This is a genomic window from Fictibacillus iocasae (assembly GCF_042665465.1).
Taxonomy (GTDB): domain Bacteria; phylum Bacillota; class Bacilli; order Bacillales; family Fictibacillaceae; genus Fictibacillus; species Fictibacillus iocasae.
This window is the reverse complement of record NZ_JBHTCP010000012.1, coordinates 98148-116665: the sequence shown is the minus strand read 5'-3', so window position 1 is coordinate 116665 and position 18518 is coordinate 98148. Positions and strand designations below refer to the sequence as shown.

The following is an 18518-nucleotide window of genomic DNA, read 5'->3' as shown; positions in this document are numbered from 1 at the left end:
GGAGGAGAGAGATGGATTACTTGCTTTTAGAAAAGAAAGAAAGAATCGCAGTGATTACCTTAAACCGCGCACCGGCAAACGCTTTATCCTCCGGCTTGATCAAAGAGCTCGGAGAAGCATTTGATTCGATTGAATCGGATGCAGAAGTAAAAGCGGTGCTGATTCACGGTGAAGGAAGGTTTTTCTCAGCTGGGGCAGACATTAAAGAGTTTACGACTGTTAAAGATGAAGAAGGATTTGCAGAGCTTGGAAAGTACGGACAAGATCTCTTTGACCGCATTGAAAACTTCCGCAAGCCAGTCATTGCAGCCATTCATGGTGCAGCTCTGGGCGGCGGATTAGAGCTCGCCATGGCTTGCCATATACGATATGTGGCAGAAGATGCAAAGCTTGGGTTGCCAGAATTGACGCTAGGTCTTGTTCCTGGCTTTGCTGGATCACAGCGACTCCCGTATTATGTTGGCACGGCAAAAGCAGCAGAAATGCTGCTGACAAGCGACCCGATCTCAGGTAAGGATGCTGTTGCGTTCGGGCTTGCAAGTGCTGCATATCCTGCTGACCAAGTTTATGAAAAGGCTTACAACCTTGCGCTCAAGACGGCAGCAAAAAGCGCTGTTTCCGTATCATTCACCCTTGAACTTTTGCAATATGCACGGCAAGGGCGATGGAGTGAAGGTGCGGTAAAAGAACGTGAGCTGTTTGGCAAAGCATTCATGTCAGCAGATGGGCAAGAAGGCATCACAGCATTTATTGAAAAACGAAAGCCAGAATTTAAAGACCGATAAACGGAGGGGAAAAAGATGAACATTTTTGTCATTCTAAAGCGTACGTTTGATACCGAAGAAAAGATCGTTATTAACGGCGGAAAGATTTCGGAAGATAGTGCTGAGTTTATCATCAATCCATATGACGAGTATGCGATTGAAGAAGCGATCACATTAAAAGACGCTCACGGTGGTGAAGTAACGGTTGTAACGGTAGGAAGCGAAGAGGCTGAGAAGGAACTCCGCACGGCGCTTGCTATGGGTGCGGATAAAGCCGTTCTAATTTCTGACGAGGATCTGGAGAGCCGGGATCAATTTACGACGTCAACTATTCTTGCCGCTTACTTTAATGACAAAGAATATGACATCATTCTTGGCGGAAACGTTGCGATCGACAATGGAACAGGACAAGTCGGACCACGTCTGGCTGAACTGCTGAATATCCCGTACGTAACGACGATCACAAAGATCGAAGTGGCTGGAAAGGATGTAACGATTGAGCGCGATGTAGAAGGCGACGTGGAAACGATTCAGACAACACTGCCGCTTCTCGTGACTGCACAGCAAGGATTGAACGAGCCTCGCTATCCTTCTCTTCCAGGGATCATGAAAGCGAAGAAAAAGCCGCTAGAAACGCTAGAACTCGATGACATCGATATCGATGAGGATGAGCTTGAAGCGAAAACAAAAACAGTGGAAATCTACTTGCCGCCGAAAAAGGAAGCAGGCAAAATTTTGTCAGGTGAAACACAAGATCAAGTAAAAGAACTAGTTTCCTTGCTCCGCTCGGAAGCGAAAGTCATATAAGGAGGGAATCATCATGGCAAAAAAGGTATTGGTTCTTGCAGAAGTACGTGACGGGGAATTAAGAAACGTATCATACGAGGCGATTGCAGCCGCGAAACAAATCGCGGACGGTGGAGAAGTGCTCGGGCTGCTTTGCGGCAAAAATGTGAAAGACCTTGGTGCGTCGCTGTATCAGTACGGTGCTGACCGAGTAATCGCAGTAGAAGATGAGAAGCTTGAATTGTATACGCCAGACGGTTTCTTCCAGGCCGTTAAGCAAGTGTTCGATTCAGAATCACCTGAGGCGATTGTTTTCGGCCACACAGCACTCGGCAAAGACCTGGCGCCGCGTCTTGCAGCACGACTTGAGTCTGGTCTTATTTCCGATGTGACAGGCCTCGAGCAAGCTGGTGACAATGTTATTTTCACACGTCCGATCTTCTCAGGAAAAGCGTTTGAAAAGAAATTGATCCAAGATGGCACAATTTTTGTCACGATTCGTCCGAACAACATTGAGCCGCTTGAGAAAGACGACAGCAAAACTGGCGAAACAACGGTCGTTTCTGCTGACATCAAAGATTTGCGCACGATCGTGAAAGACGTTGTGCGCAAAGCTTCTACAGGTGTCGATCTTTCAGAAGCGAAAGTAATCGTAGCGGGAGGACGCGGCGTAAAATCAACGGATGGCTTCAAGCCGCTGCAGGAGCTTGCGGATGTTCTAGGTGCAGCAGTAGGTGCTTCACGTGGAGCATGCGATGCGGACTATTGCGATTATTCCCTTCAGATCGGCCAGACAGGAAAAGTAGTTACACCAGACCTTTATATCGCATGCGGAATCTCAGGGGCTATCCAGCACTTAGCAGGGATGAGCAACTCCAAAGTGATCGTGGCGATCAACAAGGACCCAGAAGCGAGCATCTTCTCGATTGCAGACTATGGCATCGTAGGCGACTTGTTTGAAGTCGTTCCGCTTTTGACTGAAGAATTTAAAAAAGTGCTCGTCAAGTCATAAACCATCATCGATATTCAGGAAGGAGGCTTCTGTTTCCTTCCTGTTTTTATGTTTAGAGTCATTCTTTCTTACCCTCATGTTTTGTATAAAGACGTGTTGGGTACGATATACTGTGAGCAAAGTGTTAGGTGTTCGAAAAAAACAGGTGGTATACTCTCTGTAGATTTATTAAAGGAGGAATTTTTGAATGGCGATTGTAAACGCAACAGACCAAACATTTAATACGGAAACTTCTGAGGGCTTAGTCCTGGCTGACTTCTGGGCGCCATGGTGCGGACCTTGTAAAATGATTGCACCGGTTCTTGAAGAGCTTGACCAAGAGAACGAAGCGGTTAAGATCGTAAAGCTTGATGTGGACGAGAACCAAGAAACAGCAGGCAAATACGGAGTAATGAGCATCCCGACACTGATGGTGTTCAAGGATGGAGAACTAGTTGAACAAGTGGTTGGATTCCAGCCGAAAGAAGCATTAGCTCAGCTTTTAGAAAAGCATAAATAAGGTAGACGCCCGGACAGCTTGTCCGGGCTTATTTTTTTCTTTCCTTTTGGGGTCCGGTACCATCACCCTGTATCCGCGGTTAGCTGCGGATGAAGGGTTAAATGTACCGGACCCCTTCATTTTACTGCTTCTTTTTTCCATGTTAAAAAAGGGATTGACGCTGATAATCATTCTCGCTATAATACGAAATGGAAATGAAAATCATTATCAATACTAAGTGCAAGGCATTACATACATTTTAGGGGGAAGAAAGAGCATGAACAAGAAAGCAGCAGTGTTATCCGCGTTTTTATTAGCAGCAGGCATCATTTCTGGATGTGGAAAAGAAGAAAAAGCGGAGAAGCAAGAAGAGAAGAAAACAGAGCAATCAGCTGAGGAAACAAAGAGTGAAGTTGTCTCAGTAGAAAAGTCTGAAACCGCTGCCCAGATTACAGCATACGAAGAAATGAAAGCGGAGATGGAGAAAGCAAAGGAAGGAAAAGAAGTAGACTGGGAAAAAGTATCTGGTCTTTACAGCAGCAAGCTGCAAGAGCAAGTTACTGAAGTAGATGAAAGCGGCGAAATGGATCAAGCGATCACAGCAGCAATTGATGGAGCGAAAAATAAAGAACTCGATAACAATGTGGCACGCCAGCTTGTTGACAAAGTAACGCAGTCTTACTTCTATCAAAAACAAAAACGTCTTCACAAAGATGCAGCAACAGCATTAGAAGGAAAGAAAGAAGAAGAAGCGAAACTTGCGTTTGGCGAGCTGAAGCTTCTTGCTGAAAAGGTTTTCATCCCGACAGCTGTGAAGCGTGATGAGTACTACAAGCTTCAGGGTGAAGCGAGCATTGTCGAAGGAATCAACAACGGTTTAGAAGCGCAAGAAAAAGCGCTTAACGATAAAAATGTGGACGATTTTAAAGTGTATGTCCAGCTGACTGACAAATCGATCTACCGCAGCTATTATCTGGCTTCGAGTTCTTATGCAGCAAAAATTGCAGAAGCCGTGAAAGCAGGCGAAGCGAAAGATGAGATTCTACAGAAGCAGGCAGAAGCTTGGGGCTTCTTCCAGGCTATTAAAGGTTCCCTCAGCGGCGGTGATGAAGCGGCAGCAGCTGAGATCAACAAGACATTCACATTAAATGAAACGAAGCCTGAAGCGATTGATCCAGAAAAAGTAAACGATCTCTTCACGAAAGCATTCGCTGGCAAGATCAACAGCTACTTAGGAAAAGCGCCAAAAGCACTTGAAGAAGGCGAAGCGACAGAAGCAAGAGTTGGAGCTCTTGAAGGAATCGTATTCTTAAAAGCGATTGAAATGGAGCTTCAGAAAAAGCTTGGTGAAGAACAAGCGAAATTGCTTCTTGATGACAGCCAAAAATGGTTTGAAGCGATCTCTTCTGAAAATAAGGAAGAGGCAGCGAAGCTTGGAGAAAAGCTGACAGCTGAAGTATCGAAGCTGTCAAAATAAGACAAAAAAAGCCGCGGCATGTGCGGCTTTTTCTTATACTTTAAGAAGGTTTCATTTCTTATCACTTTAAGAAAGATAACTTTTTAACTGTGAAGGAATACGACGTAGTCAAAAAGTTCAGGGATAAAGTATAAGGGCAACTAAGGCTGACATGGCGTCAGCCAAGTTTTCTTTATACTTTAAGAAAAATAACTTTTTAACTGTGAAGGTATACACGACGCAGTCAAAAAGTTCAGGGATAAAGTATAAGGGCAACTAAGGCTGACATGGCGCGTCAGCCAAGTTTTCTTTATGTGGTAAAATGCTTGATAGAGGTGAGAACTTGCGTATTTTAATCACCGGCGGTGCCGGATTTATCGGAAGCCATTTGGCTAAAAGGCTTGTGAAAGAAGGATATGATCTGACGCTGATCGATTCCTTTCATAGCTATTACAGCAAACAGCAAAAGCTCGACCAGCTGGCAGAAGCCAAAAAGGCGGGGGAATTTGAATTTTATGAGATAGATCTGCTAGATGAAATTCAGCTGAAGGAATGGCTGACCGGCCGTTCATTTCAGAAGGTGATTCACCTTGCAGCCATCCCTGGTGTACCGGCATCTATCGCAGACCCGCTTCAATACATCGACTATGATATTAAAGCGACCGTTAACTTGCTGCGCGCATCAGGTGAAGCTGGAATCTCTCATGTTGTCTTTGCTTCTTCTTCCTCAGTATACGGAGATAGCGGGGGAAAGAGGAGGGCATCAAAAGAAGGAGACGCAGATGGCAATGTGGCATCGCCCTATGCGGCTGCGAAATTTGGAGCGGAATCATTTTGCCGTGCGTATCGAAACCTGTACGGTTTTGACCTGACAATACTCCGCTTCTTTACCGTATATGGACCTTGGGCACGGCCAGACATGGCAATTCCCATCTTTATGAACAAGCTTTTGCGAAAAGAAAAGCTGCATTTGTATAACCAAAACAGCGCGCGTGACTATACGTATATCGATGACATCATAGAAGGCATCTATCTTTCGCTGAAAAACCCAGCAGGCGAGAAAACCTATAACCTTGGAAGCGGAAATCCCGTAACGCTCGAAACGCTGACCACTGTTCTGCGAAAGCATTTTCCGCAACTTGAAAAGGAATACGCTCCTAAACGAATGGGTGATGTTGATGCGACGTGGGCGGATATAGAAAAAGCAACATCTGAATTAGGCTATCAGCCCAGATTTTCTCTTGAAGAAGGGCTGGAAAGGACCGTCCATTGGGGAAGAACGTATTTAAGATAAGCGCAGCCAGAATCGCGGCCAGCAGTCTGTTTTTGCTGTTCGTCCTATATGTAATAGTCTGGCTTCTTCCACCAGGCACACTAAATAAGCTAGCCTCTCGCTTTATTGAAGCACCAGTCCTTACAGCTGCCGCAATCATCGCGTATACAGCCGCATTTGTTCTTCGTGCTGCCGCATGGAAATGGTTTATCCCGGTAAAAGGGCTGTCATTACGTATCTATGTGAACGGGTTGTTATACAGCTTGTTTTTAAATCATGTGCTGCCGATTAAAGCTGGAGATGCCGTGAGAGCAGGATATTTAGCATACAAATCAAATGGTGCTGCAAGCTGGTTAAGATCACTGCAATCCGTTGCTGTACTTCGTATATTGGATATGCTATTTTTAGGAGCCGTTGCATCCATAGGGTCTCTGTATATCGGAGCAAAGCTTTACACCGGCTTATGGCAGCTGTTTGCTGGAGTAATACTCTTGCTAGTATGCGGGCTGCTTATAGTTAGCAATAAGCGAGAGACGCTTCAAAACTTCTTCTATCCTGTACGCTCACTGTTTACTAGCAAAAGGGGAAGTCTAATCTTTCTATTCACGATGATGAGCTGGATGCTAGAATCGTTTGTGCTCTATTTTACAGCGGTTATTCTTCGTCAGGAGCTTTCGTTTCTGGCAGCTTGGTGGACGACGAGTGTCACGATTGCAGGCCAGGTATTCCACTTCTCGCCAGGAGGGGTCGGAACGTATGAAGCTGTTATGACTGGAGCATTAAGAACGCTGCAGGTACCGATGCAGACAGCTTTTGAAACGGCGGTCGCAAGTCATGCATTTAAGTTTGTCTACTCATTTGGCGCAGGCCTCTATCTAGCATTGGCTGCTCCTGTTTCGATTGTAATGTTAAAAAAATGGCTTGAAAAGGAACGTGCATAAGATGAAAAAAGCATCAAAGTTTGAAAAATTTGCGGCCAGATGCTGGAACCTGCTGAACGAAGGTAAGCCGTTCACACCGATTTTCACGACAGGTGTCATGCTGCTGTTTACGATAACAAAGTGGGACGACCCCGGTTTTTGGCCAGCGTTCGGTACGGGATTTTTGCTTACGCTCCCGTTTCTCGTTCTTTATTTTATTTATGACTTTCCGCTATTTTTAAGAAACTATCTTTACTTTCCCATTATTGGCCTGCTTCTCTTAGGCTATGAGGCAAATATGCTTCTCTGGCTTCTTGCTGCAGGGGTATACTTCTTTTTCACGGTCTTTTTTTGGGGGACAATTTACTATTATTTAAGAATTGGAACCACACTGCTGAACTTTACACGTTTTTGGAAGCTTGTTTTAAAGAACAGCGACTCAACAAGCGGAAACGCGCAGGAACAGCTTCCAAAAGTATTGCTTCTTCTCACTATCTGGCATCAGCCGCTATCGGGTACAACGATAGAGCAAAACTTTGTGATGGAACTAGGGCTGTTTTTTACGGGCCTTTTATTATACACGCTTGTCCTTCATCGGTATCTTTTCGACTGGAAACCGGTCATGTATACAAATAAAACGTCCAACACAGCCATACCGGCCAAAGCGGTCAGTGACCGTGTTATTGTCATCGTGATTGATGGCATGAGAAAGGATAGATTTGAAGCGGCTGATACTCCATTTTTAGATAAATTGAGAAAAGAAGGAACAGAATATACTCAGATGGAGACTGTTTATCCAGCGAGAACCGTTGTCTGTTTTTCTTCTATGTTTACCGGCACGTATCCGGAAGACCATGGTATTACTTCCAACATGGTGTATAGGCTGGGCATCAGGACGGAGAGCATCTTTGATTCTTTGAGAAAAGTGAATAAAAAAGGGAGACTGCTTGGGATCGCTCACCTTGTTGATGCCATGGGAGATGATGTGGAGACTGTAACGGCGGTTATGCATAATGATGAGGCCGATCCGAACATCATGAAGCGTGCGAAGAAGATTATGCTTGAGCAGGATCCTGATTTCTTTGCCGTTCAGCTGATCGCAACCGATCAGACGGGACACAGCCGCGGCGTGCTGTATGACGAATATTTGCAAAAAATCGCAGAGGCAGATGCACTTGTGGAGGATTTCGTATCGTTTTTGGAAGAAAATAACATGATGGAAAACACAACACTCGTTATCTGTGCGGATCATGGACAAGCTGACGGCATAGGAGGACACGGGCATCTTGATGAAGGAGAGCGGTTTGTTCCGTTTATTATGCACGGACCACATATTAAGCAAGGTCTTCGCATCGATGAAAAGCAATCGCTCGTTTCTCTTGCGCCGACCATTTCGTATTTGATGGCTGCTCCCTATCCGTCACACTCAAGAGGGCCTGTGCTGACGGGAGCGCTTAAAGACAGCCAGAAAAGCAGTGAAGGAGCAAGGACAGAGAATGAACACCCAAACAGTAAAAGTCATCGTATTTCTTCCCGCATATAACGAAGAAAAGTCTGTGGCCGATGTTATTAGTCGAATTCCCCGGAATTTTCATCCTAACGTGATGGTAGAAGTGCTCGTCGTGGATGACGGATCAAAGGATCGTACAGTTGCAGCTGCAGTTGAAGCCGGGGCTGATTATGTTATTTCTCATCAGGCTAACAAAGGACTTGGTGCTGCAGTGAGAACAGGCTTGCAAGAATGCAGTTCGCGGGGAGCGCATATCGGTGTGATGATTGACGCAGACAACGAGTACCCGGCCGATGAAATTCCTGAACTGATTCAGCCAATACTCGATGGGGAAGCCGATTATGTGATGGGGTCGAGGTTTCTTGGAACGATTGACGGCATGAAGCTTCATCGCAGACTTGGCAACTATGTTTTCACGCTTTTGCAATGTATCTTGCTGCAAAAAGTCATCTATGACGGACAGTCCGGGATGAGGGCATTTTCAAGCTCGGCATTGAAGGAGGCGGAGATTATCCATGATTACAATTACGCACAGGTTATTACACTGAACCTAGTGCGAAAAGGCTTTAAATTGAAAGAGATTCCAATCACCTATAAAGTAAGGACAACAGGAACCTCTTTCATTTCTTTTAAAAAATACATCGGAAACGTCCTTCCTGCCGTATGGAAGGAAATGAGAAGGCCTGTTGGAAAATTGACAAAATGGTGAACAGAAAGATGAGCCGCTGCTTTTGGCTCATCTTTTATTGACATCGACGATGATAATCATTATCATTGATGTTGCGAGGTGTAAACACATGAAACGTCTATCAGCCGCTATTACGGCATTTTTAATGGTTTTTATGCTATTTCATCAGACAGCATCAGCCTATTCTTATGGAGATCCTGGAGAAGAGGCGCTGGCAGAAGCGTACAAAGAGATCGATTCGTATACAAAAAATAATCGCTGGGCGGAAGCTAAGACGGTTTATGAAGGCTTTGAAAAAGAGTTTGATCTATATTTTAAAGAAGTGAAGCCTTCCATTGAACAAGGCTTTAAAGAAAAAGATAGGGAGCTCGTTCTTGAATCCTATCAAGCAGCACTAAGGCTGAATGTGGAAAGGCGTCTTCAGTTCGCTGACAAAGAATTCGACAACTATGGCCGCGCAAAGCTCTTACTGGCCAAAGCGAACGGGACGTTTAAGGTCCTTTCAAGCACTTTAGAATCCGATAAGGACAAGAAGACAGCAAAAAAGATTGAACGCTCCTTGCAAAACTCTTTAAAGGCGCTAGGCAACCCGGGATTGTTTGGAATCGGGGAGAGCAACAGCGATAAAGAGGCGTTTGATAAAGAAGTAGCCTACATAACCGGAGAATTAAAACCGTTGTTTCCTGTTCCAGGTGAAGATAAAAACAAACAGTTTCAAGAAGAACATGGATTTTTCCATTTCACGGATTCCAATTCTGGCGACAAAGTGTGGCTGCTGATCTCTGTCAGCCTCGTCCTGATTCTTGTCATCTTAATCATCTTAGGTAAAGTGAAAAAACGCCGTCAATAATAAAATGGCCGAGGCTGCAATAGGGGAGATGAAGCAAAATGAACTTTCAAGCTTTTCTAATCACACTGAGGGAAGCGCTAGAAGCAATCCTGATCGTTGGGCTAATCCTGTCGTACCTGTCCCGCTTAAAAGCGGAAAGGTTCAATAAATGGGTATATGCTGGTGTCGGTCTGGCACTTGTTTCAAGCTTTTTAGTCGCATTAATGTTTCAGGTTATCTTTACCGGATTTGCGAGCTTCGGTTCTGAAATTTACTTAAAGGTCGGCATCATGTTCGCCTCTGTTCTGCTGCTGACACATATGGTCGGCTGGATGACAAAGCAGACGAAAGATGTAAAAGGCGAAATGGAGAAAAAGATTAGTGCTGCTGTAACAGTAGGCAGCGTGTCTGCAATGGTCATTCACTCCTATTTGATCGTGCTGCGCGAAGGAGTGGAAACCGTCTTTTTCTTCGCTGCTATCAGTGGCGGAGAAGTACAGAAAGTGTTAACGAGCTACGGCGCATTAAGCGGACTCCTGACCGCTTTAATTCTCGGATATTTATTCTTCAGCGGAACGATGAAAATTTCACTAAAAGCGTTCTTTCAAACAACGGGTATGCTGATTATGTTTATTGCTGCTGGACTTTTTGTGCAGGCAATCGGAATTGTTCAAGATCTTGGCATGGTTGGCAGTGTCATGGAGACTGCGGACGGCAAGCCGAAGGAACTTTATAATATCGTTGAATTCATGCCAGAGCATTTTGTGGATGAACAGCACTATGAGCGGGATACAAGCGATACCGTCATGATCAGCGGCCAGATTGGGCTGTTCATGTCAGCCATGTTCGGCTACAGCCATAACCCTTCATTTGAACAGGTTGCGGGCTACTGGCTATACTTTATTGCTGTTTTTGGCTGGATTGGCTTTTACGTGAAAGGCTATGGACGAAAATTTGCAGCATCAAAGAATAAAGAAGCAAAGCAGGCAGAGAAGCGCGTGGCTGCTTCTGCTAAATCAGTAAACGCATAATAGCAAGACCCGCTTCGGCAGCGGGTCTTTTTTCAATTCCTCATCATCGATCACCCAACCATTAAACGGACACGGTTACAACATCTCGTTAGAAAGCAGGGAAAGATATGCCGAAAAACCATGAAAAAGAGAGAGTGAAAAGAGGCCGCCGTTATTTTCTAGGAAATAATGTCGAGCTGTTTTCTTTATGGAGTGCTCTAGTCGGCTTTGCTATGTTGTCAGTCATCAGGCTTCGTTGGGCTGCTGATATGCCTGCTACTTGGGATGAAGTGGACTTTGTCCTTGCTGTGGATCAGTTCAGCCTTGCAGACATGCAGCCTCATTTTCCTGGGTACCCTTACTTTATTCTAGGCGGGATGCTTCTCTCTTTCATCACCCACAGTGATACGTTCGCATTAATTCTATGGAATCATTTGATTCTCTTTTCGGCGGTATTCCCATTATACTGGCTCTCGAAAATTTGGGTATCCTCTCTCTCTGGAAGGCTACTGGCTGTCGGCTCTGTTCAGCTCTCTTCGTATGTTTGTATAATTTCATCGCAGCCAGTTTCCGAAGGTGCAGCCCTCGGTGTGATGTGGTGGTATATTTGGTCGCTTTATTGGGCACTAAAGAAGACCAGTTTGTTGAAACAGGCACTTCCTTTTTTCTTGTTCAGTTTATTGATGGGCATTAGACTTTCGTATTTGCCTCTTGGAATCGGTTTGCTTTTGTTTATGATTTGGAAACACCGTGATGTCTATCACACTAGTATACTTTTCATTTCAGCTTGTATTTTTCAATGGATCTGGATCAGTGCACTTGTCATGTCAGAGGGCGGTATTTTCACATTCCTTCATCTGGCGTTATCATTCACTGAAGGTCACTTTACTGAATGGGGCGGAGCGATTACTGCCGATCAAGCTTCGGCTGCGGGAAGGTTTTTTCGTTTTATAAGAAACATCGGGTATTCGGCGGCGGCCGGAGAGAACTGGCTTCTTTTGCTGTTTTTTCTCGGTCTATGCGTCTATTCTTTGAGGAAAAGCCAGCTGAGACGGCTGTCAAAGGAAGAATGGATGTATGCCGTGATGCTTCTTTCTTATCTTGTATATGCATATACAGCTCAAAATACAGAAAAAGCAAGGCATGTCCTCCCTGTTTCTTCCATGATTTTGTTTGCGGTCTTCAGTTGTTTGGGAGGTATCAAGAAAAAAGGGAAAATGGTGCTTTTCTTGTTTTTAATCCTTCAGACGGTTAACGGATTTTACTTGCTGCAGCAGGCACGTTCTGAAAATCCTGCTGTATATCAGATGGAAGAGTATATCGCTTCTAAAAGAGAAAGGGCGGTCCTGTATACGTGGGAAGAGACGAGAGTGCTGCAATACAGTAAAGCACCGTTTCGTCATAAACGGATCGAAACGTATGCTTTTTTTCAAGAAGAGATAAAGCAGGATGAAAAAGCTAAAGTGTACGTGACGGGTAAAGCGCTCGCTGGCTTTAAATCTCAAAATGCTTCTGCTGAAAACTGTGCTCGAAACATTAAGAACTTTTCAAGCTCCCATCTCGTTGATCCTGTCTATCATTCCATTACGTTATATGAATGGACGTGCAGATAAAAGCGAAACGTTTCGGATTAACTGCAAAAAATGGTATTCTATATAGAGCAAAAGTGAGGTGAAAATCATGGGAACGTTGAAACAAAAGCTTGCGATCCTGCCTGACCAGCCAGGATGTTACTTAATGAAAAATGAACATGGTAAGATTATTTACGTTGGAAAAGCAAAAGTGCTCAAGAACAGGGTGCGATCCTACTTTACTGGTTCCCATGATGGAAAAACCCAGCGGCTGGTGAGTGAAATCACCGACTTTGAATACATTGTGACTTCAACTGAAATGGAAGCACTCGTTTTAGAGATGAACCTAATAAAAAAACATGACCCTCGCTATAATGTCATGTTAAAAGATGACAAATCTTACCCATACTTAAAAATTACAGCAGAGAAGCATCCGCGCCTTCTTTATACAAGAAAAGTCTTAAAAGATAAAGGGAAGTACTTTGGGCCATTCGTTAATGCCTATGCTGCGCAGGAAACGAAGAAATTGCTTGATCGGCTTTATCCGCTTCGCAAGTGTGACACGATGCCTAAAAAAGTATGCCTTTATTATCATATCGGCCAATGCCTCGGTCCTTGCGTGTATGATGTGCCTGATGAAGAGAACGACCGGATGGTTCAGTCAATTCTCCGTTTCTTAAATGGCGGTTTTCAGGAAGTGAAAGATGAATTGACTGAAAAAATGATGCAGGCTTCAGAGAGTTTAAACTTTGAACGTGCCAAAGAGCTTCGTGACCAGATTCAGCATATTGAAGCCGTCATGGAAAAGCAGAAAATGATGAGTGCGGATTTAGTGGACCGTGATGTGTTTGCATACGACTATGATAAAGGCTGGATGTGTGTGCAAGTGTTTTTTGTCCGCCAAGGAAAAGTGATCGCCCGCGACGTGTCGGTATTCCCTTTTTATGGGGAAGCAGAAGAAGATATGCTGACCTTTATCGGCCAGTTCTATTTGCAGAAAAATCATCTTTTGCCGAAAGAAATCCTGCTTCCGGAGGGCATCGATGCGAACATGGTGAAAGAGTTGCTGAACGTGAAAGTGGCTCAGCCTAAAAAAGGGCAGAAAAAAGACCTAGTCGCACTGGCGAAACGAAATGCATCGCTTGCACTGAAAGAAAAATTTTCATTGATCGAACAGGATGAAGCCCGCACGATCAAAGCAGTAGAGCAGCTCGGAGAACAGATTGGTATTCCTGCACCATACCGGATCGAAGCGTTTGACAATTCCAACATTCAAGGAACGAATCCCGTATCGGCGATGGTTGTGTTTCAAGACGGCAAACCGTATAAAAAGGAATATCGAAAGTATAAGATTAAAACGGTCAAAGGTCCTGATGATTATGCGTCAATGAAAGAGGTTGTACGGCGCCGTTACTCGAGGATGCTGAAAGAAGGGTTAGAGCCGCCGGGCCTTATTATCATTGACGGCGGTAAAGGTCAGATAAAAGCAGCCCAGGATGTGCTTGAAAATGAGCTGAACTTGTTTATTCCTGTGGCAGGTCTTGCTAAAGATGACAAGCATAGAACATCCCAGCTGTGGATGGGTGATCCTCCTGAATATGTTTCGCTCGCGCGTAACAGCCAGCCCTTTTATCTGCTTCAGCGGATACAAGATGAGGTCCATCGTTTTGCGATATCGTTTCACAGGCAAGTCCGGTCAAAAGGGATGTTTGAATCGATCCTCGATGAAGTGGCTGGTGTCGGTGAAAAAAGAAAGAAAGCCCTCATGCGCCATTTTGGTTCGTTAAAAAAGATGAAAGAGGCTACCGTAGACGAGATTATAGCAGCCGGCGTTCCCAAATCCACCGCTGAACTCATTGCCGCCGCACTCAATAGCGCTGAATAAAGGGTTGCAAGAGCCTTTATCATCTGATACACTTAACTCAAATTTTATAAACAATGCCATTCTTCTTATAGAAGTGATGGTAGAGGAGCAAAAACCAAGAGTAACCCACCTGAAAAGCAGGAGCTTTTAAGACGGTGGCGGAAAGGGGATTTTTGCCGAAGTGCGAAGAGACTCCTGAATCTTCAAGCTGGACTTGTATTGAACAAATGCAGGGCTGTCACGCTTTTTCTTCCCGGGAAAGGTGTGGAGAACTATCTCACGGAAGGGGAAACAAACTTGGCTTAGCTGAACAAGCAGCAATAAGGTTTTTTCCTTATTTGCTGCTTTTTTATTTGTTTTTCTTTTTGCGAGCACAACAGTCAGAGAGGATGTTAGTTCATGGGAATCATTGTACAAAAATTTGGAGGAACAAGTGTAGGCAGTATTGAACGCATTCAAAACGCAGCAAGACGGGTTATAAAAGAAGCGGACCAAGGCAACCAAGTCGTTGTCGTCGTTTCAGCCATGGGAAAAACAACGGATGACCTTGTCTCCCTCGCTAGCCAGCTTTCCGCCCAGCCTTCAAAAAGAGAAATGGACATGCTTCTTTCAACAGGCGAACAAGTCACGATTGCCTTATTGTCCATGGCTCTGCAAGCAGAGGGGAAAAATGCCGTTTCATTAACAGGCTGGCAAGCGGGAATTGAAACAGAAGACCGTCCTTCGAATGCAAGAATCTTAAACATTGATACTAGCCGAATAGTTGGCTTGTTAGATAAAGAAAATATTGTCATTGTTGCCGGTTTTCAAGGCATGGTCGAGAAAACAAGAGAGATTACTACACTTGGGCGCGGAGGTTCAGACACGACGGCTGTAGCGCTTGCTGCGGCACTTGGGGCAGACCGCTGCGATATATACACAGATGTAACGGGTGTGTTCACCACAGATCCTCGCGTGGTAGCGTCCGCCCGTAAAATCCCTTCAATTTCATATGACGAGATGCTGGAGATGGCGAACCTTGGTGCAGGTGTCCTGCATCCGCGTGCGGTTGAATTCGCCAAAAACTTTCAAGTAAAGCTGGAAGTGAGATCAAGTTTGGCAGAAGAGAGAGGAACATTAGTAGAGGAGGAAGCAACAATGGAGCAAAACTTAATGGTGCGTGGACTAGCATTTGAAGGAAACATCACAAAGATTACGGTAGCGAACCTGCCTAATGGAATTGAAACTTTATCAAGCCTTTTTTCGACTCTTGCAGATAACGGCATTAACGTTGACATCATCATTCAAAACGTAGTGAATGAGAGCACGACAAACATCTCATTTTCTATTGATTCTTCTGTACTCGGAGAAACACAGGATGTTCTGGCCGCATGCCAGCAGGAACTCGGATTTGAGTCGATTATAACAGAAGGCGGTTTGGCGAAGGTATCCATCGTTGGTTCTGGCATGATTTCAAATCCAGGTGTTGCAGCGAAAATGTTTAAAGGCCTCTCACAAAAAGGAATAATGATTAAAATGGTCAGTACGTCTGAGATCAAGGTGTCGACTGTGGTTAGCCAAGCAGACATGGTTAAAGCGGTAGAGACACTGCACGATGTGTTCGAGTTGGATGTTAGACAGCCTGCCCATCAGCTTTAAACAAACTGGCTCCTGAAGCATGCTTCAGGAGCCGGTTTGTTTTCTATCTTAGCAAGAAGTAGGCAGTGGCGTATACTCGATCTCGAAGCCAAGGTCTTCAAGCATTTTATGATCAGCTGTTGATGCTTGTCCTTCTGTCGTCAAATAGTTTCCAACAAAGATGGAATTGGCAGCATAGAGGCCGAGCGGCTGAAGGCTGCGCAGGTTCACTTCACGTCCGCCTGAAATTCTGATTTCTTTGGATGGGTTCACAAAACGGAACAGTGACAGCACTTTTAAACAGAAGCGGGGATTCAGCTCATCTAATTGCTCGAGAGGTGTTCCAGGGATCGTATGAAGAAAATTAACAGGAATCGAGTCCGCATCGAGCTCTTTAAGCGCGAATGCCATCTTGACCAAATCATTGTACGATTCTCCCATGCCGACAATTACACCTGAGCATGGCGAGATCCCGCTTTCTTTACTTTTTCAAGAGTCGTAACACGATCTTGATAGGAATGTGTTGTTGTAATGGACGAGTGGTGCTCTTCGGATGTATTGATGTTGTGGTTGTATCGTTCCACACCCGCTTCTTTTAATCGCAGTGCTTGAGTGGAGTTGAGGATGCCGAGGCAGGCACAGATTTTCATCGGGTATTTTTCTTTGATTTCTTTTACGGCTTCTACGACGGTTTCAAAGTCTCGCGGCAATGGACCGCGTCCGCTCGCCACAATGCAATAAGTGCCGACCTGAAGCTCGTGCGCTTGCTTTGCACCTTTCACGATGGCTTCTTTTGACAGCATCGTATATTTTTCAATCGGTGCCGTCGAGATGGACGATTGAGAACAATACCCGCAATCTTCCGGGCAATAGCCTGACTTTGTATTGATGATTTGGTTCAGCTTAACTTGTTTTCCGTAATAATGCTTTCTGATAACAAAAGCACCATGCAGCAGCCGCAGCAGATCATCGTCATCGCATTGTAAGATTGCTAATGCTTCCGATTTGTTTAAAGGATATCCGTCTATAACATGAAGTGCTAAAGTGTTCCAATCCAAGTCAATCACTCCTTATGTAAGCGTATTGAATAAACTGACATTTAAACCATAATGTAATCACGCCAAAAGTGTCAACTTGATTTTTGATTCGGTTTACGTATTAGATGGATGATTTTATTTAAATTATTGAAATGTCTAAAAAATAAGTAAGCTTCGATTTGTCCAGCAGAAAGGGCTAGCCCCCTCGCGGAAAGCGTGCACCTTGAACGGAGTTTAACCGGTTCACGGAATTCTAAACTTTCAAAATAAAAACCTTAACAAAAAAACCGCCAATCTGGCGGCCAAAATTTTGCTTATTCAATAATATCTTTTTTATCCCATTGGACGGTAATGCTGACACGGCCTTTCTTTTTCAATGTTTCGTAGGCTTCCGTTATACATTTTTTTTGTGATTGCATTTGTTCTGCGAGAAATCCTGCTTCTAGTCCGAATACAGGTGTACCCACGTTTTCAAAACGCTGTTTAATAAGATCCGACGTTAACATAAAAATCATCTCGCTTTTTGAAGCTTCCTCCATTTCAAGCGTCCCCCAGGCTGCATCATGGAAAAAAGATTGCACTTCTTCAATAGAAGAAAGCGGAAACTTGCGTGCAAGCTGGCGGCCTGTCCAGTAAAGGATGTTTCTTTCTTCTTTTCCAAGAAGATCGGGGAGAATTTCGCTGCGCAGCAATTCATAGGCAAACTCAGTCACACCGGTCCTGGATGATTCTGTTTGTTCAAGTTGCAGTTCTATATTTTGGTTAGTCATCGCTCATCCCTACTTTCTTGTCTTATTATAGCGTGTTCAAAACGATAACTCTATACTTGGATTTGCAAGAAATGTCGATAACATCCATCGCCTTAAAAGTGTTGGTATGTATAGAAAATTTGGATATTAAGGTGACAGCGTTTTCTTGACCTTGTCAAACGATGGGAGTAAAATGAACATGTTGCATAGTTTCATAGAGCAGTATAGTAAAACGGTTTATTTTTTTATGTAAGAAGGAAACGCTTACAGAGAGATGGAGAGGAACGGTTTTTTTACAGCCGGAGAAAGAAAATTGAAAGGGGCATCATTTATGGCTGTCGGTAGAGATTTTGCAATCAGAAGGCTTCATTCATTGCTGGGTGTCATCCCGGTCGGACTATTCTTAGTTCAGCATTTAGTAGTCAACCATTTTGCGACAGGAGGAGCGGAATCGTTCAACAAAGCAGCTCACTTTATGGAGAGCCTGCCGTTCCGCATCGTGCTGGAAACATTCGTAATCTACTTGCCTCTGCTGTTTCACGCAGTATACGGGCTTTATATTGCATTCCAGGCAAAAAACAATACAGCACGCTATGGTTATTTCCGCAACTGGATGTTCACGATGCAGCGTGTATCAGGCGTGATTACGCTGATATTTGTCGCTTGGCATGTTTGGGAAACGCGGGTACAGGCTGCACTTGGAGCAGATGTAAACTTTTCCATGATGGAAGATATTCTGAGTAATCCTTTCATGATCGCATTTTACTTACTTGGTGTATTATCGACTGTTTTCCATTTCGCAAACGGTCTTTGGTCTTTCTTTGTCAGCTGGGGTCTTACCGTTTCGCCTCGATCACAGAGAATTTCAACATTCGTGACGCTTGGCGTGTTCATTGCACTGTCCATTGTCAGCGTCCGCACTATCTTCGCATTTATTCTATAGAGGGGTGAAAC

The 18518-nt window shown here is 44.4% G+C and carries 16 protein-coding genes, 1 pseudogene and 1 riboswitch; of the genes and pseudogenes, 15 read left to right on the top strand and 2 right to left on the bottom strand.

Features of this window, described 5'->3' with window-relative positions; genetic code table 11:
- Positions 1-11 precede the first annotated feature (11 nt).
- From ACFQPF_RS06480 to ACFQPF_RS06415, 14 genes are all read left to right on the top strand, one after another.
- Positions 12-785: an enoyl-CoA hydratase gene (locus tag ACFQPF_RS06480; RefSeq protein ID WP_379747760.1), complete on the top strand. Its 774-nt coding sequence runs from the start codon at positions 12-14 to the stop codon at positions 783-785.
- 15 nt (positions 786-800) lie between these two features.
- A complete protein-coding gene (locus tag ACFQPF_RS06475) occupies positions 801-1571 on the top strand; it encodes an electron transfer flavoprotein subunit beta/FixA family protein (RefSeq protein WP_379747758.1) in 771 nt (256 codons plus the stop codon).
- A gap of 13 nt (positions 1572-1584) precedes the next feature.
- Positions 1585-2562 carry an electron transfer flavoprotein subunit alpha/FixB family protein gene (locus ACFQPF_RS06470; protein ID WP_379747756.1) on the top strand — a complete coding sequence of 326 codons (978 nt, stop codon included), beginning with the start codon at positions 1585-1587 and terminating at the stop codon, positions 2560-2562.
- Positions 2563-2749: 187 nt separating this feature from the next.
- Positions 2750-3061 (top strand): thioredoxin, encoded by a 312-nt coding sequence (trxA, locus tag ACFQPF_RS06465; RefSeq protein ID WP_094252218.1) that lies wholly within the window; start codon positions 2750-2752, stop codon positions 3059-3061.
- Positions 3062-3317: 256 nt separating this feature from the next.
- Positions 3318-4517, top strand: coding sequence for a hypothetical protein (locus ACFQPF_RS06460; protein ID WP_379747754.1), 1200 nt, complete (start codon positions 3318-3320; stop codon positions 4515-4517).
- Positions 4518-4839: 322 nt separating this feature from the next.
- Positions 4840-5790, top strand: a complete 951-nt coding sequence (locus ACFQPF_RS06455) for a GDP-mannose 4,6-dehydratase (RefSeq protein ID WP_379747752.1) — start codon at positions 4840-4842, stop codon at positions 5788-5790.
- Positions 5766-6710 carry a lysylphosphatidylglycerol synthase transmembrane domain-containing protein gene (locus tag ACFQPF_RS06450; RefSeq protein ID WP_379747750.1) on the top strand — a complete coding sequence of 315 codons (945 nt, stop codon included), beginning with the start codon at positions 5766-5768 and terminating at the stop codon, positions 6708-6710. The genes ACFQPF_RS06455 and ACFQPF_RS06450 overlap by 25 nt, the downstream gene beginning before the upstream one ends.
- Before the next feature lies 1 nt (position 6711).
- Positions 6712-8232 carry an alkaline phosphatase family protein gene (locus ACFQPF_RS06445; protein WP_379747748.1) on the top strand — a complete coding sequence of 507 codons (1521 nt, stop codon included), beginning with the start codon at positions 6712-6714 and terminating at the stop codon, positions 8230-8232.
- Entirely contained in the window at positions 8186-8908 is a 723-nt protein-coding gene (locus ACFQPF_RS06440) for a glycosyltransferase family 2 protein (RefSeq protein ID WP_379747746.1), read from the top strand. The genes ACFQPF_RS06445 and ACFQPF_RS06440 overlap by 47 nt, the downstream gene beginning before the upstream one ends.
- 88 nt (positions 8909-8996) lie before the next feature.
- A complete protein-coding gene (locus ACFQPF_RS06435; RefSeq protein ID WP_379747744.1) occupies positions 8997-9737 on the top strand; it encodes a hypothetical protein in 741 nt (246 codons plus the stop codon).
- A 38-nt stretch (positions 9738-9775) separates the two neighbouring features.
- The gene (locus ACFQPF_RS06430) at positions 9776-10747 is read left to right on the top strand and encodes an FTR1 family iron permease (protein ID WP_379747742.1); all 972 of its coding nucleotides are present in this window, start codon (positions 9776-9778) and stop codon (positions 10745-10747) included.
- Between the two features lie 107 nt (positions 10748-10854).
- Entirely contained in the window at positions 10855-12339 is a 1485-nt protein-coding gene (locus ACFQPF_RS06425) for a nucleoporin-interacting protein (protein ID WP_379747740.1), read from the top strand.
- 67 nt (positions 12340-12406) lie between these two features.
- Positions 12407-14182: an excinuclease ABC subunit UvrC gene (gene uvrC, locus ACFQPF_RS06420; RefSeq protein WP_379747738.1), complete on the top strand. Its 1776-nt coding sequence runs from the start codon at positions 12407-12409 to the stop codon at positions 14180-14182.
- A gap of 72 nt (positions 14183-14254) precedes the next feature.
- Positions 14255-14444, top strand: a riboswitch (Lysine riboswitch).
- A 116-nt stretch (positions 14445-14560) separates the two neighbouring features.
- Positions 14561-15799 (top strand): aspartate kinase, encoded by a 1239-nt coding sequence (locus tag ACFQPF_RS06415; protein WP_379747736.1) that lies wholly within the window; start codon positions 14561-14563, stop codon positions 15797-15799.
- A gap of 48 nt (positions 15800-15847) precedes the next feature.
- Here ACFQPF_RS06415 and bioB read toward each other — a convergent pair.
- Both bioB and ACFQPF_RS06405 read right to left on the bottom strand, forming a co-directional pair.
- A pseudogene (gene bioB, locus ACFQPF_RS06410) lies at positions 15848-16836 on the bottom strand (biotin synthase BioB).
- 293 nt (positions 16837-17129) lie between these two features.
- Positions 17130-17585, bottom strand: a complete 456-nt coding sequence (locus ACFQPF_RS06405) for a YslB family protein (protein ID WP_379747733.1) — start codon at positions 17583-17585, stop codon at positions 17130-17132.
- A gap of 310 nt (positions 17586-17895) precedes the next feature.
- On the opposite strand from ACFQPF_RS06405, the gene ACFQPF_RS06400 reads away from it, so the two are divergent.
- Positions 17896-18507 carry a succinate dehydrogenase cytochrome b558 subunit gene (locus tag ACFQPF_RS06400; protein WP_379747731.1) on the top strand — a complete coding sequence of 204 codons (612 nt, stop codon included), beginning with the start codon at positions 17896-17898 and terminating at the stop codon, positions 18505-18507.
- Positions 18508-18518: the final 11 nt, after the last annotated feature.

Bases quoted from the DNA above. Each gene is read 5' to 3' on its own strand.
- ACFQPF_RS06460 (WP_379747754.1), top strand. From the start codon at position 3,318: ATGAACAAGAAAGCAGCAGTGTTATCCGCGTTTTTATTAGCAGCAGGC.
- ACFQPF_RS06415 (WP_379747736.1), top strand. From the start codon at position 14,561: ATGGGAATCATTGTACAAAAATTTGGAGGAACAAGTGTAGGCAGTATT.
- ACFQPF_RS06425 (WP_379747740.1), top strand. From the start codon at position 10,855: ATGCCGAAAAACCATGAAAAAGAGAGAGTGAAAAGAGGCCGCCGTTAT.
- uvrC (WP_379747738.1), top strand. From the start codon at position 12,407: ATGGGAACGTTGAAACAAAAGCTTGCGATCCTGCCTGACCAGCCAGGA.
- ACFQPF_RS06405 (WP_379747733.1), bottom strand. From the start codon at position 17,585: ATGACTAACCAAAATATAGAACTGCAACTTGAACAAACAGAATCATCC.
- ACFQPF_RS06430 (WP_379747742.1), top strand. From the start codon at position 9,776: ATGAACTTTCAAGCTTTTCTAATCACACTGAGGGAAGCGCTAGAAGCA.
- ACFQPF_RS06480 (WP_379747760.1), top strand. From the start codon at position 12: ATGGATTACTTGCTTTTAGAAAAGAAAGAAAGAATCGCAGTGATTACC.
- ACFQPF_RS06400 (WP_379747731.1), top strand. From the start codon at position 17,896: ATGGCTGTCGGTAGAGATTTTGCAATCAGAAGGCTTCATTCATTGCTG.
- ACFQPF_RS06445 (WP_379747748.1), top strand. From the start codon at position 6,712: ATGAAAAAAGCATCAAAGTTTGAAAAATTTGCGGCCAGATGCTGGAAC.
- ACFQPF_RS06435 (WP_379747744.1), top strand. From the start codon at position 8,997: ATGAAACGTCTATCAGCCGCTATTACGGCATTTTTAATGGTTTTTATG.
- ACFQPF_RS06470 (WP_379747756.1), top strand. From the start codon at position 1,585: ATGGCAAAAAAGGTATTGGTTCTTGCAGAAGTACGTGACGGGGAATTA.
- ACFQPF_RS06440 (WP_379747746.1), top strand. From the start codon at position 8,186: ATGAACACCCAAACAGTAAAAGTCATCGTATTTCTTCCCGCATATAAC.
- ACFQPF_RS06475 (WP_379747758.1), top strand. From the start codon at position 801: ATGAACATTTTTGTCATTCTAAAGCGTACGTTTGATACCGAAGAAAAG.
- trxA (WP_094252218.1), top strand. From the start codon at position 2,750: ATGGCGATTGTAAACGCAACAGACCAAACATTTAATACGGAAACTTCT.